13 protein-coding genes are annotated in these 13,662 nt (G+C 70.7%); 9 read left to right on the forward strand and 4 right to left on the reverse strand.

Going from position 1 to position 13,662, the window contains the following annotated elements; genetic code table 11:
• Window positions 1-66 precede the first annotated feature (66 nt).
• On the forward strand, window positions 67-951 hold the full coding sequence (locus AC3A84_RS11600) for a DMT family transporter (protein WP_487969773.1): 885 nt from the start codon (window positions 67-69) through the stop codon (window positions 949-951).
• A gap of 40 nt (window positions 952-991) precedes the next feature.
• On the opposite strand, the gene AC3A84_RS11605 is transcribed toward AC3A84_RS11600, so the two are convergent.
• Together AC3A84_RS11605 and AC3A84_RS11610 are read right to left on the reverse strand one after the other, a co-directional pair.
• Window positions 992-1,921, reverse strand: a complete 930-nt coding sequence (locus AC3A84_RS11605) for an N-formylglutamate amidohydrolase (RefSeq protein ID WP_487969774.1) — start codon at window positions 1,919-1,921, stop codon at window positions 992-994.
• Between the two features lie 21 nt (window positions 1,922-1,942).
• Window positions 1,943-2,905 (reverse strand): Bug family tripartite tricarboxylate transporter substrate binding protein, encoded by a 963-nt coding sequence (locus AC3A84_RS11610; RefSeq protein WP_487969775.1) that lies wholly within the window; start codon window positions 2,903-2,905, stop codon window positions 1,943-1,945.
• A 133-nt stretch (window positions 2,906-3,038) separates the two neighbouring features.
• Between AC3A84_RS11610 and AC3A84_RS11615 the strand changes: the two genes are divergently transcribed.
• The 4 genes from AC3A84_RS11615 (at window position 3,039) to AC3A84_RS11630 (ending at window position 8,279) form a co-directional block, all read left to right on the forward strand.
• Complete coding sequence (locus AC3A84_RS11615) at window positions 3,039-3,968, forward strand: LysR substrate-binding domain-containing protein (protein ID WP_487969776.1); 930 nt, start codon at window positions 3,039-3,041, stop codon at window positions 3,966-3,968.
• Between the two features lie 3 nt (window positions 3,969-3,971).
• Window positions 3,972-6,143: a PAS domain S-box protein gene (locus AC3A84_RS11620; protein WP_487969777.1), complete on the forward strand. Its 2,172-nt coding sequence runs from the start codon at window positions 3,972-3,974 to the stop codon at window positions 6,141-6,143.
• A complete protein-coding gene (locus AC3A84_RS11625; protein WP_487969778.1) occupies window positions 6,140-6,781 on the forward strand; it encodes a response regulator transcription factor in 642 nt (213 codons plus the stop codon). Before AC3A84_RS11620 ends, AC3A84_RS11625 begins: the two co-directional genes overlap by 4 nt.
• 178 nt (window positions 6,782-6,959) lie before the next feature.
• Complete coding sequence (locus tag AC3A84_RS11630; RefSeq protein WP_487969779.1) at window positions 6,960-8,279, forward strand: MFS family transporter; 1,320 nt, start codon at window positions 6,960-6,962, stop codon at window positions 8,277-8,279.
• 30 nt (window positions 8,280-8,309) lie between these two features.
• Here AC3A84_RS11630 and AC3A84_RS11635 read toward each other — a convergent pair whose 3' ends face one another.
• The gene (locus tag AC3A84_RS11635) at window positions 8,310-9,026 is read right to left on the reverse strand and encodes a Crp/Fnr family transcriptional regulator (protein WP_487969780.1); all 717 of its coding nucleotides are present in this window, start codon (window positions 9,024-9,026) and stop codon (window positions 8,310-8,312) included.
• 92 nt (window positions 9,027-9,118) lie between these two features.
• On the opposite strand from AC3A84_RS11635, the gene AC3A84_RS11640 reads away from it, so the two are divergent.
• From AC3A84_RS11640 to AC3A84_RS11655, 4 genes are all read left to right on the forward strand, one after another.
• Entirely contained in the window at window positions 9,119-10,291 is a 1,173-nt protein-coding gene (locus tag AC3A84_RS11640; RefSeq protein ID WP_487969781.1) for a 2Fe-2S iron-sulfur cluster-binding protein, read from the forward strand.
• 18 nt (window positions 10,292-10,309) lie between these two features.
• The gene (locus AC3A84_RS11645) at window positions 10,310-10,813 is read left to right on the forward strand and encodes an adenylate/guanylate cyclase domain-containing protein (protein ID WP_487969782.1); all 504 of its coding nucleotides are present in this window, start codon (window positions 10,310-10,312) and stop codon (window positions 10,811-10,813) included.
• Between the two features lie 132 nt (window positions 10,814-10,945).
• Window positions 10,946-11,299: a DUF4148 domain-containing protein gene (locus AC3A84_RS11650; protein WP_487969783.1), complete on the forward strand. Its 354-nt coding sequence runs from the start codon at window positions 10,946-10,948 to the stop codon at window positions 11,297-11,299.
• A 387-nt stretch (window positions 11,300-11,686) separates the two neighbouring features.
• Window positions 11,687-12,079, forward strand: a complete 393-nt coding sequence (locus tag AC3A84_RS11655) for a DUF4148 domain-containing protein (RefSeq protein WP_487969784.1) — start codon at window positions 11,687-11,689, stop codon at window positions 12,077-12,079.
• 108 nt (window positions 12,080-12,187) lie between these two features.
• Here the strand turns inward: AC3A84_RS11655 and AC3A84_RS11660 are convergent, their stop codons facing one another.
• Window positions 12,188-13,630 (reverse strand): sensor histidine kinase N-terminal domain-containing protein, encoded by a 1,443-nt coding sequence (locus AC3A84_RS11660; RefSeq protein WP_487969785.1) that lies wholly within the window; start codon window positions 13,628-13,630, stop codon window positions 12,188-12,190.
• Window positions 13,631-13,662 lie beyond the last annotated feature (32 nt).

The raw sequence follows: 13,662 nt of genomic DNA on the forward strand, positions 1-13,662 counted from the left end.
TTGCTCCTTTATTGATAGCTGCACGCGGAGGTGGAAAGCGCGCCGCAGCCGCTTTTTGCCTTGGACATGCCGTTGCCATCCTCCCTGCTGCCCGCCCTGGCCCTGCTGCTCAACGCCCTGGTCTGGGGGCTGGCCTGGTGGCCGTTCCGGCTGATGCACGGCGCGGGGCTGCACCCGCTCTGGGCCACGGCGGTCATGTACTTCGGTGTGCTGGTCGCGCTGCTCGCGCTGCGCCCGGGGATCGTCGCCCAGCTGCGCGCGCACCCGCAGCTCTGGCTGCTGGCGGTGTGCTCGGGCCTCAACAACGTGGCCTTCAACTGGGCGGTGACGGTGGGCGACGTGGTGCGCGTGATCCTGCTCTTCTACCTGATGCCCGCCTGGGCGGTGTTGCTGGCCTGGCGCATCCTGGGCGAGCGGCCCACGCCCATGGCACTCGCGCGGCTGCTGCTGGCTTTCGGCGGCGTGCTGCTGGTGCTGGTGCCGGCGGGCGCATCGCCCGGGCAGCTGCTGCACGGCCTCTCGATGGCGGACGGGCTGGCGCTGCTGGGCGGCTTCATGTTCGCCATGACCAACGTGACGCTCCGCCGCCTGAGCGCCGCGCCCGGCCAGGCGCGCATGTGCGCCATGTTCGGCGGCTGCCTGCTGATGGCGCTGGCGGCGGCCAGCATCGGTAGCCGAATCGGCGTGGTCGAGCCCTTTCCGGCCTTCAACGCGACCTGGGCGGTGACGGCCGCCGTGCTGGCGGCCTTGCTGCTGCTGGGCAACTGGGCGCTGCAGTTCGGCGCCGCGCGCCTCGCAGCCGGCACCACGGCGGTGGTGCTGCTGTCGGAGGTGGTGTTCGCCAGCGTCTCGTCGGTGCTGCTGTCGGCCGCGCAGCTGCAGCCGCGCACGCTGCTGGGCGGCGGGCTGATCGTCACGGCCTCGCTGCTGGCGGCGCTGCAGCGGCGCTGAGCCGCCGCGCGCGGAGCCAGAGCGGAGCTGCGCCGGTCCGTCAGCTGCGCGGGTCGGTGGCCAGCAGCATCTCCACCATGGCCTTCAGGTCGGCCTGCAGGCGGGCGAAGCCGGCCTCTTCGATGGCCAGGGTCTGCTCGTCCATGTAGAGCCGGCGGTTGATCTCCACCTGGATGCTGTGGCGCTGCGCGGCCGGGTCGCCGTAGCGGCGCACCAGCTCCACGCCCTTGTAGGGGTGGTTGTAGTCCACGCTGTAGCCGCGCTCCTTGAGGAAGGCGCAGAGCTTTTTCGAGAGCGCCGGGCTGGCGGTGCTGCCGTCGCGATCGCCCACCACGAAGTCGGCATGCACCAGGCCCGGATGCAGCGTGGCATGGCTGGCGGCCACGGCGGGCATGGAGTGACAGTTGATGTGGATGCAGTAGCCGTGGCGCGCATGGGCCGCGTCGATCTCCCGCGCCACCGCCTGGTGGTAGGGGCGCCAGCAGCGGTCGATGCGCGCGCGGATCTCGTCCACGCCCAGCTTGCGGCCGTAGATGGGCACGCCCTCGTCGGTGAACTTCCAGATCAGGCCCTTGCCCAGCCGCACCTTCTGCAGTACGACCGGGTCGGTGGTGACGGGGTCGGTCCACTCGCCGTCGAGCAGATCCACGTCCAGCTCGGTGGTGTCGCGGTTGGCGTCCAGGTAGATGCGCGGGAAGTGCGCCTCCACCCAGCCCACACCCAGCGCCGGCGCGAAGGCGTAGAGCTTCTCGACATGCGTGTCTTCAGCGCGGCGCAGCACGGGCAGGGCCAGCGCGGCGCGGAAGTCTTCGGGATAGACCGTGCCGCTGTGCGGCGAGTCGAGCACCACCGGCGTGCGCCCCGGCACGGTGCTGACCATGCGCTGGGCGGACGGCGCGCAGGGTGCGCCCGCCGCACCGGGCTCGGCCTGCTGGTACTGGCTGTGGATGATCTTCAGTACGGCTTGCATAGGCACATCGCTCCGGCGTGTTTACTCGATCTTGATCTTGGCATAGGCCGCCACCTTTTTCATCTTCTCGATCTCTCGCACGATCTGCTGGGAGAACTGCGCCGGCGTGGTGCCTGAGGGGTACAGCCCCTGCCCGGCGAGCCGATCGCGCACCGCCGGCTCCTTGAGCGCCGCAGCCACGGCCTGCTGCACATGCAGCACCTGCGCGGCGGGCGTCGATGCGGGCGCCACCAGGCCGAACCACGACGGCTCGTTGGCCTGCGGATAGCCCAGCTCGGCGTAGGTGGGCACGTCGGGCAGCACCTCAAGCCGCTGCGGCCAGGACACGGCCAGAGCCTTGAGCTTGCCGGCCTTCACATGGGGCAACGACGAGGCCACCTGGTCGAAATACACCGGCACCTGCCCGCCCAGCACGTCATTGATGGCCGGGCCTGCACCACGGTAGGGAATGTGGACCATGGCCGTGCCCGTGCTGCTCTTGAACAACTCGCCCCACATATGGCCGATGGTGCCGTTGCCGGGGGTAGCGTAGGAGATCTTGCCGGGGTTGGCCTTGAGGTACTTCACCAGGTCCGCGAAGTCCTTCACGGGCAGCACCTGCGGGTTGATCACGATGACGCCTGGCGCCTTGACGATCTCGGTGACACCGGCGAAGTCCTTCACGGGGTCGTAGGGCAGCTTGGCATAGACGGCGGGATTCACGCCATGCGTGGACAGCGTGGCCACGCCGAAGGTCAGGCCGTCGCCCGGCGCACGGGCCACTTCGGCCATGCCGATGGAGCCGCCCGCGCCGGCACGGTTGTCGATGACGACCGGGTGGCCCAGCAGGCGCTGCAGCGGTTCCTGCAACGCGCGGCCAGCGATGTCGGTAGCACCGCCTGGCGGGAAGGGCACGACGATGCGCAGGGGCTTGTCTTGCGCGAAGGACATTCCAGGAGCGACAGAAACAGCAGCCGCAGCTGCCAGCAGATGACGACGTTGCATGGAGACTTTCCCTTTGAAGATGTAGTCAGATTACCGGAATAGGCAGACCATAAAAAGCAATGCCTGTGCCTGATAACATTCCAATTCAGAATGTATTGAATCTGCAGCGTTCTTCCACACACCCCGCAGCACCATGTCCTTGCGCCGCCTCAACCCGCCCCTGCACCTGCTGCGGGCCTTCTGCACCGTGGCCCGTTTCGGCGGCGTCTCGCGCGCCGCCGAGGCCCTGCACCTGACGCAGAGCGCGGTCAGCAAGCAGGTACAGGAGCTGGAACGCTGGGTGGGCATCAGCCTCTTCGAACGCAGCCGCAAGCGTCTGTCGCTCACCCCGGCCGGCGAGCGCTACGAAAAGGCGGTGAGCGCGCTGCTGGCGCGGCTCGAAGCGGCAACGCTGGAGCTCATCACCAGCGGCGGCGACGGCGGCAGCGCGCTGCACCTGTCGGCCCTGCCCACCTTCGCGGCCAAGTGGCTCATTCCGCGCCTGCCGCAGCTGCAGCAGCTGCACCCGCAGCTCACGCTGCACTTCGTGCCCTACGTGCATGGCTACGACTTCTCCGACCCCGAGCTGGACTGTTCCATCCTCTTCGGCGACGGCCACTGGCCAGGCGCGCGCTCGCACTATCTGGCGGGCAACGACGTGGTGCTGATCGCGCCGCGCGACGGCGTGGGCGAGCTGGACGTGCGCAGCCTCCGCGACGTGGCGCGCTGCACCCTGCTGCGCCACGTGACCGTGCCTGAGGCCTGGCAGCGCTGGAGCGAGACCCACGGCGTGCCGGTGGCCGACACGCTTTCGGGCCCGCAGTTCGACCAGTTCCAGACCATGATCCGCGCCGTCTCGGTGGGCATGGGCGTGGCCCTGGTGCCGCGCTGCCTGGCGCAGGACGAGATCACCGCCGGCACGGTGGCCGAGCCCCTGCCGCAGGGCGGCTACACCAGCGACGTGGGCTACTGGCTCTGCTACCCAGAAGCCCGCGCCCACCTGGCGCCGCTGGTGCGCTTCCGCGACTGGCTGCTGGGCCTGGCTCCGCTGCCGGGCGCGGCGGGCGACAGCGGCGGGGCCTGAGCCATGGTGCCTGCGCCATCCCTCGATCCCGCAAGCCGTGCCCCGCGCCGCCGCGCTACGCTGGCCTGGGCCGCCGCCCTGGCCCTGGCACTGCTGCTGATCGGCCTGGCCGCGCAGTGGGCCGAGCGCCGCGAGGCGCGCCTGCAGGCCGACACCATCCGCCGGGCGATGGAAGTGCATGCGCTGGCCCTGCGCGATGCGGCCGGCAAGTACCGCTACCTGCCCTTCACGGCCGGCCTGCACCCCGACCTGCGCGCCGCGCTGGCGCGCCCGCACGACGCCGCCGCGCTGGCCCGCGCGAACCGCTACATCGCCCAGGTCAACCGCGAGGCGGGCTCCGATGCGCTCTACCTCATCGGCCCCGACGGCATGACCCTGGCCGCCAGCAACTGGGACACGCCGCAGAGCTTCGTGGGCGAGTCCTACGCCAACCGGCCCTACTTCACCGAAGCGCGCGACGGCCAGAACGGCATGTTCTACGGCGTGGGGCAGACCACGGGCGAGCCGGGCCTCTTTCTCTCCGCGCCGGTGCGCGCCGAGGGCAGCGGCGCCGTGCTGGGCGTGGTCGCCGTCAAGCTCAGCCTGCAGCCGCAGCAGCAGGCCTGGGCCTTCGTGCGCGCGCCCATCGCGCTCTCGGACGCGAGCGGCGTGGTGTTCCTCAGCTCGGTACCCGAATGGCTCTACCGCACCACCCGCGCCCTGCCGCCGGCCGAGCGCGAGCGCATCCGGCACGAGCAGCAGTACGGCGCGCGCAGCGAGCTGGCCACCGTGCCCTGGCGCGTGGAGCGCGAAGCGGGCCAGCCCGGCTACTACCTGCTGCACACGCGTATCGACGGCCGGCCCCGCCGCCTGCTGGCCGTGGACGAAGCCCTGCCCGACCTGGGCTGGACGCTCACGGTGACGTCCGACGACACCGAGGTGGCGCAGGCCGCCCAGCGCGCCTGGATGCTGGGCCTGCTGGTGGCCGCCGTGCTGCTGCTGGGAGGCCTCTACTGGCGGCTGCGCGAGCGCCGCTTCGCCGAGCAGCGCGATGCCCGGCAGGACCTGGAGCGGCGCGTGCGCGAGCGCACCCAGGCGCTCGACGAAGCCCACGCCTTCCGTAAGGCGATGGAGGATTCGCTGCTGGTGGGCATGCGCGCGCGCGACGCCGAAGGCCGCATCACCTACGTCAACCCCGCCTTCTGCGCCATGACGGGCCATGCCGCCGAAGAGCTGCTGGGCCGGCTGCCGCCCTACCCCTACTGGCACCCGGACGACGTGCCTCAGCACTGGCAGCGCTACGAGGCCATGATCCGCGGCGAGCCCGCGCGCACGGGCTTCGAATCACGTCTCAGGCACCGCGACGGACACGAAGTCATCACCATGGTCTACACCGCGCCGCTGGTGCGCGCCGACGGCACGCACGCGGGCTGGATGAGCTCGGTCGTGGACATCACCGAGCAAAAGCGTGCCGAGCAACGCCAGCGCCAGAACGACGAGCAGCTGCAGCACGCGCAGCGCCTGGCCAGCCTGGGCGAGATGGCCTCCACCCTGGCGCACGAGCTCAACCAGCCGCTGATGGCGCTCAGCAGCTTCGCCAGCGCCGCCAAGGCTTTCGCGCAGCAGGGCAACCAGGCGCTGCTGGCCAGCAGCCTGGACGAGACCATGGCGCAGGCTCAGCGCAGCGCCGAGATCGTGCGCCGCATCCGCGGCTTCGTGCGCCAGCACACCCCCGGCACCGAGGACTGCGCCGTGCCCGCCCTCATCGCCAACGCGCTGGCGCTGCTGCGCGGCGAGATGCGCCAGCGCCAGGCGCGCGCCATGGTCCAGGCGCCCGCCGGCTTGCCGCCCGTGCGCGGCGACCGCGTGCTGCTGGAACAGGTGCTGCTCAACCTCGTCTCCAACAGCCTGCAGGCCATGGAGGCCACGCCGCCCGAAGAGCGCGTGGTGGAGATCGGCGCCCAGGTGCAGGACGGGCGCATGCACATCCGCGTGGCTGACCGGGGCGCGGGCATCGACGCGGCGCTCACCGAGCGTGTCTTCGCGCCCTTCTTCACCACCAAGCCCGCCGGCCTGGGCCTGGGCCTGAACATCTGCCGCACCATCGTGGAGGCCCACCGGGGCCGCCTGGGCTTCGCCGCCCGCCCTGGCGGGGGCACCACCTTCACCCTCGAGCTGGAGATCGCATCGCCGTGAACAACGCCAACACCCCCGCCGCGACGGCAGCCCTCGCCAACAACCTCTGCGTGGTCGATGACGACGAGGCCGTGCGCCGCTCGCTGGGCCTGCTGCTGCTCTCGCGCGGCCATGCGGTGCAGACCTTCGCCTCGGGCGAGGACTTCCTTGCCGGCGCCGACCTGCAGCGCCCCGGCTGCGCCATCCTCGACCTGCGCCTGGGCGGCATGAGCGGGCTGCAGGTGTTCGACGCGCTGCGCGCGCAGGACAGCCCGCTGGTGGTGGTCTTCCTCTCGGGCCACGGCGACATTCCCATGGCCGTGGCCGCCGTGCAGCAGGGCGCCTTCGACTGGCTGGAAAAGCCCTGCAACGACGAGCGGCTGCTGGAGACCATCGGCCGCGCGCTGCGCCGCGCCGGCGAGCTCGCCGCACGCCAGCAGGCCCGGCGCGCCGCCCAGGCGCTGTGGGACAAGCTCACCCCGCGCGAGATGCAGGTCGCCCGGCTGGTGGCCGAAGGCAAGCCCAACAAGCAGATCGCGCAGGAACTCGCCCCGCTGGAGCAGCGCACGGTGGAAACGCACCGCGCCCACGCCTTCGCCAAGCTGGGCCTGGCCAACAGCCACCAGCTCGACCGCTTCCTGCGCGAGCACGGGCTGTAGCGGGCGGACTGCGCGAGGGGACCTGCGCCCGGGATCTCGGTATTAACCCTTGCGTATCGCTACGCAGGCGCCCTGCGGGCGGCTACGGACGACATGCGCGAGCGCACCGCGCAGACTCGGCGCACGGGCTGCCCCTGCGCGGCCCAGGCCCCGAGAGACCGAGACAAGGACCGCATCCATGAGCACTGCCACGGCGCCCGCCGATACGACCGACCACACGCCCTACACCTTCGAGGAAAAGAAAAAGCGCATCTTCGCCATCTTCGCCGCCTCGTCCGGCAACCTGGTGGAGTGGTTCGACTTCTACGTCTATGCCTTCTGCGCGATCTACTTCGCGCCGGCGTTCTTCCCCAAGTCCGACCCCACGGTGCAGCTGCTCAATACGGCCGGCGTGTTCGCGGCCGGCTTCCTGATGCGGCCGGTGGGCGGCTGGCTGTTCGGCCGCCTGGCCGACCGCAAGGGCCGCAAGACCTCGATGGTGGTGTCGGTCACCATGATGTGCGCGGGCTCGCTGATCATCGCCTGCCTGCCCACCTATGCGCAGATCGGCGCCGCCGCGCCCGCGCTGCTGCTGGCCGCACGGCTGCTGCAGGGCCTGTCGGTGGGCGGCGAGTACGGCACCACGGCCACCTACATGAGCGAAGTCGCCATGCGCGGCCAGCGCGGCTTCTTCTCGTCGTTCCAGTACGTCACGCTCATCGGCGGCCAGCTGCTGGCCGTGCTGGTGGTGGTGCTGCTGCAGCAGGCGCTGGACGACGCCGAGCTCAAGCGCTGGGGCTGGCGCATTCCCTTCGTGCTGGGCGCGGTCGCGGCCGTGGTCGCCCTGGCGCTGCGCCGCACGCTGACCGAGACGGCCAGCAAGCAGCACCGCGCCACGCAGGGCGCGGGCACGCTGCGCCATCTGTTCGCCCACCACAAGCGCGCGTTCTTCGTGGTGCTGGGCTACACGGCCGGCGGCTCGCTGGTCTTCTACACCTTCACCACCTACATGCAGAAGTACCTGGTCAACTCGGCCGGCATGTCGATCAAGACGGCCAGCAACGTGATGACCGCGTGCCTGTTCCTCTACATGTGCATGCAGCCGCTCTTCGGCGCGCTCTCCGACCGCATCGGCCGGCGCAACAACATGCTGCTCTTCGGCGCCCTGGGCGCGCTGATGACGGTGCCGGTGATGAGCCAGCTGCAGCAGGTGGGCAGCCCGCTGGTGGCCGGCGTGCTCATCACGCTGGCGCTGGCGGTGGTGAGCTTCTACACCTCGATCAGCGGCGTGGTGAAGGCCGAGATGTTCCCGCCCGAAGTGCGCGCGCTGGGCGTGGGCCTGTCGTACGCGGTGGGCAACGCGATCTTCGGCGGCAGCGCCGAGTACGTGGCCCTGGGCCTGAAGTCGCTGGGCCACGAGTCGTACTTCTACTGGTATGTGACCGGCATGCTGGCCATCGCCTTCCTGGTCAGCCTGATGCTGCCCAAGCAGGCGAGCTACCTGCACCACGACAAATAGGCGCGGCTCGCAGAGCCGCACCACGGGCCGTCAGTCGCCGCGCACGGCGGCGACCAGCGCTTCCAGGGCGCGCACATCGGTGATCCGCACCGCGTGCGCGCCTTCTTTCTTTAGCACGCCGCGCCGCGTCAGCGCGCCCAGCTCGCGCGTGACCTGCTCGCGGTTGGTGCTGATCCGGCCAGCCAGGGCCACGTGCGGCGGCATGGGGTCGATGAGCGCGCTGTGGTCATCGGCAACGCCGGCCTCGTGCGCCATGCGCAGCAGCTCGGTGTGCAGCCGCGTGTGCACGCCCAGCGTGCTGAGGTCGATCACCCGCTCCGTCAGGCGCCGCACCAGCAGCGTCAGGTTGCGCATCATCCGCATGGCCAGCGCGGGCTCTCGCTCCAGCAGCGCCACGAAGGCCTGCGGCGCCATGCAGGCGAGCAGCGAAGGCTCAAGCGTCACCACATCGGCCGAACGCGGCTGCCCGTCCAGCGCCGACAGGTCACCGAAATGCGCGCCGGCATCGCAGTCGCGGAAGGCCACCTCGCGCCCGTTGGCCGAGTACGTTGTGATGCGGGCCCGGCCGGAGACGAGGAAATACACCTCGCCGCCCACGGACGCACGCGTGAACAGGGGGCGGCGCGCCTCCAGCATGCGCCAGTCGCAGGCCGCGGCGATGCGGTCCAGGCAGGCATCGCCCAGCCCCTCGAAGAGCGCGATGCGGCGCAGGGCCAGGCTGGAGCGTGCGGGGGCGGAGTCATGCATGGAACGGGGCGCTGCTAGGAAGGACGGGGCGCGGATTATGCTCAGCCCCCGCCGCGCGCGCAGCCGCCCGGCGCTACAGCCCTGCTCGCCACATGCCCACACCGCCCACCCCAGCCCATCGCCCCGCCTGGCCCACCGCGCGCAATCTGCGCTGGACCAGCGGCCTGGTGCTCTGGACGTATGTGGCGCTGCACCTGGCCAACCATGCGGCGGGGCTGGTGTCGCTGGACGCCGCCGAGGCCCTGCGCCGCAGTCTGCACGGCGCCTGGGCGACGGTGCCGGGCACGGCGCTGCTCTACGGCGCCTTCGCTACCCACCTGGCCATGGCCTGCGTCGCGATCTGGCAGCGCCGCAGCCTGCGCATGCCCGCCATCGAGGCCGCGCGGCTGGCGCTGGGCCTGGCGTTGCCGCTGCTGCTGGCCGCGCACGCGGTGGGCACGCGCTGGACGGACGACTGGCTCGGCGTGGAGCCCAGCTATGCGCGTGTGGTGCGCGCCATCTGGACGCCCGGGGGTCTGAGCCTGCAATGGCTGCTGCTGGCCGCGACCTGGGCGCACGGCTGTCTGGGCCTGCACCTGGCGCTGCGCAGCCGGGCCGGATGGCAACGCTGGCAGCCGCTGCTGCTCGCCGGCGCGGTGCTGCTGCCGGTGCTCGCCGCGCTGGGCGTGGTGGCGATGGCACGCGAGCTGCAATGGCGGGGCCTGCCCACTGCGCCCGCCCCGACGGAAGCCGGCGCTGCCGCCGCCCGCGCCCTCGCCGAACAGTTGCGCCTGGGCTGGCTGCTGGCCCTGGCCGCACTGCCGGCGCTGCGCTGGGGCTGGAGCGCCGCGCGCCGCCGGCACTGCCAGGCCGGCCGCACCGTCACGCTGCGCTACCCGGACCGCACGGTGCAGGTGCCGCGCGGCTTCACCGTGCTGGAGGCCAGCCGCGAGCACGGCATCGCCCATCTCTCGCGCTGCGGCGGACGGGCGCGCTGCTCCACCTGCCGCGTGCGCGTGCAGGCCGCTCCCGGCGCCTTGCCCCCGCCGGGGCGCGACGAGCGCCAGACCCTCGCGCGCGTGCAGGCGCCGCCGGACGTGCGGCTGGCCTGCCAACTGCGGCCGCAGGGCGATGCCGCCGTGACGCCGCTCTTTCGCGCCCAAGGCGCCGACGGGGCCGACGCCGCTGCGGCGCCGCTCGCTTCGCCGGCGGCCTACGAGGAGCGGCCGGTGGCTATCCTGTTCGTGGACCTGCGCCGCTGGTCGGGCCTGGCCGAGCGGCAGTGACCGTTCGACCTGGCCTGGGTGCTGGACCAGTATTTCGCCCATGTCGGCGCGGCGGTGCAGGCCAGCGGCGGCCTGGCCAACCAGTTCATCGGCGACAGCGTGATGGCGATCTTCGGCCTGCGCACCGACCTGCCCACGGCCTGCCGGCAAGCGGTGCAGGCCGCCGCGCTCGTCGAGCAGCGCATGGACGCCTGGAACGCGGAGAGCTTCGCCGCGCAGTTCGGCCATGCGCTGGACTTCGGCATGGGCCTGCATGCGGGCCGGGTCGCGCTGGGACGCGTGGGCTGGGGCGACACCACTACGTTCAGCGCCGTGGGCGAGGTGGTGAACACCGCCAGCCGGCTGCAGGACCATTCCAAGCAGGCCGGCTCTCGCCTGGTGCTGTCGCTGGAAGCGGCCTGCCTGGCCGGCGTGGCGGACTCGCTGGGCCATCCCCTGCCGGCGGCGGTGCGCGGGCGCTCGCAGCCGCTCGACGTGCTGCACGTGCCGCACCCCGCGCTACAGTGGCCACCGGCAGGCTAAGCATTCATCCATCGAACCAATTGAAGAAAAATTGTGCGTTTAGGCACATACAAAGATACGGGAAAACCCCAAACTTCCTCCCATGCAGCCGGCAATCCCGCCACTGCAGCAGACCTAGAAGGAAGAACTCTCATGAACCGCCATACCCAGCACCTGATCGCCATCGCCGCCGTTGCCGCCGCCGCTTTCGCGGGCTCCGCATCCGCAGCCACCACGTCGCAGGAAGAGTGGTTCGGCGCTCAGCCCGTCGCCCAGGGCGCCCCGCTCTCGCGTGCAGAAGTGCAAGCCGACCTGAATCTGTGGAACCGCGCCGGCCTGGGCTCGATCAACTCGGGCGAATACAGCGACGTGACCAACCCCATGTATGCCCAGCGCCTGGCCACCTACCAACGCCTGCGCAGCGGCCCTGAATACGTGGCTGAAGTGCAGCGCCTGGGCGGCAGCGTGAGCACGGCCGGTGCCGCAGCGCAGCACAGCGTGAACTGAAACGCAGCGGCGCGCGCGGGCATTGCCTTCGGAGTGCAAGCGCGGTAAGCCGCTGTAAGAAACAGAGTGGAAATAGCCTGTGTGCCATCCATGGCGCCGCCGGCGCGGCCTTGAGCGACATCGCCAGGGCCGCGCCGGCGGCGCTGCTGTCTGCATGCGGTTTTCAGAGGGAGAACCGGCAGAAAGCCCACAGCGGCGAGCGCATGGGAGCACACGTCCGTCGGATGGGACCTGACACGAATACCTGCGTTTTCGTACACGTGCGGTCCCCGACCGAGCGCGACACTGAAGTCCCTGCAGCGAAAGAAGCTGCCGCGGCAAACCCGCTGGCAACACCCTCTTTTCCTTTCACTGCATCCCTCTCACGTGTCATTCGAAAGGAACAACATGAACCGCAAGCAACTCATCGCCGCCGCCACCCTGGCTTTCGCCGCTACCGGCGCAGCCGTCGCAGGCCCCATGGGCAGCGCGACCGTGTCGCAGGAAGTCTGGGCCGGCCCCGCGCCTGCACCCATCGTCTCGGTTACGAACCGCCCGGTGACCACTGCAGAAGTGATGGCTGACTGGAACCTGTGGCAACGTGCCGGCCTGGGCAGCTACCAGGTGGGTGAAGGCTCTGCCGCCAATGACCCGATGTACCCCCAACGCCTGGCCGAGTACCAGCGCCTGCGCAGCGGCCCGGAATTCGTGGCTGAAGTCCGTCGCCTGGGCGGCGAGCCCAGCACCTACGCATCGGTCTATGAAACCCGCACCTGGCCGACCGCCGGTACGGCGGAATAATCGGTCGTAGCCCGGCCGAGCCGACCGCACCCGTGCGGTGCGGCACCGCCAGAGTCCGACCTGAAACCCGCGCCCTACGGAGCGGGTTTTTTCTTGTCTGCTGCGAGTTCAATGCGCGGGCGAGCGCCCCGTGAAGCGCACGGTGAACCGTGCGCCGGGCGGCAACTGCCCCGGATGGGCATCGTCCAGCTGCACGCTGGCGCCGTGCTGGCGCGCAATCTCCAAGACGATGGGCAGGCCCAGCCCGGAGCCATCGGCTTCGGTACCGAGCGCCCGGTAAAAGGGCTGGAAGATCAGTTCGCGCTCGGCATCGGGCACGCCGGGGCCGGAATCCTCGATCTGGATCAGCACCACATGGCCGAAGGTGTCGGCCAGTACGCGCGCCGTGACCACGCCGGGATGTTCGGCACTGGAGGGCGTGTAGTTCATGGCGTTGTCCAGCAGATTGCGAGCGAGTTCCTTGAGCAGCGTGGCGTTGCCCTCCACCCAGACGCCGGGCGCACCAGGCTGCTCGCCTTCGTAGCCCAGGTCGATGTGGCGGTCCAACGCGCGCGGCACGCAGTCGCGCACCACCTCGATGACCAGCCGCGCCAGGTCCACCGGCTGGCGCACCAGCACGCCGCCGCCTTCGGCGCGGGCCAGCGCCAGCAGCTGGTTGACGGTGTGCGTCGCGCGCATGCTGCTGCGGCCAATCTGCTGCAGCGAGCGGCGCAGCGCTTCGGTGTCGGAGCCCTCGCGCTGGGCCAGGTCGGCCTGCATGCGCAGCCCGGCCAGCGGCGTCTTGAGCTGGTGCGCCGCATCGGCGAGAAAGCGCTTTTGCGTGGCGATGGATTCGTTGAGCCGCCGCAGCAGGTCGTTGACCGAATCCACCAGCGGCGCGACTTCCATGGGTACGGCCTTGTGGTCGAGCGGCGAGAGGTCGTCCAGCTTGCGCGCACGGATGCGCTCTTCGAGCTGCGAGAGCGGCTTGATGCCGCGCGCCAGCGCCAGCCATACCAGCAGCACCGCCAGCGGCAGGATGGCGAACTGCGGCAGCATCACGCCCTTGATGATTTCGGTCGCCAGCATGCTGCGCTTCTCGCGCGTTTCGGCCACCTGCACCAGCGCGGCGGGCGCGCCCGGCAGCGGCACGCGCACCCACAGATAGGCGATGCGGATGTCAATGCCGCGCAGCTCCGCATCGCGCAGCCGCACCTCGGCGGAAAAGGGCTTCTCGTCGTCGGGCGGCGGGGGCAGTCCGCGCTCGCCAGAAAGAAAGCTGCCGTCCGGCGCCAGCACCTGGTAATAGACGATGTCGGATTCGTCGGCGCGCAGGATCTCGCTGGCCGGCTGCGGCAGGTTGAACTGCACGCGCTCGCCCTGCACGGTGACCAGCTGCGCGAGCGCGTGGGCGTTGTATTCCAGCGCCCGGTCGAACGGCTTGTTGGCCAGGCCCTGCGCCACCAGCCAGGTCAGCGCCAGGCTGACGGGCCACAGCAGCAGCAGCGGCGTGAGCATCCAGTCGAGGATCTCGCCGAAAAGGGAGCGCTGTTCACGCTGGAAGATCTTCATGGCGCACGCCGCAAATACTTGAAGCAAATAGC

It is taken from the genome of Paracidovorax sp. (assembly GCF_057642795.1).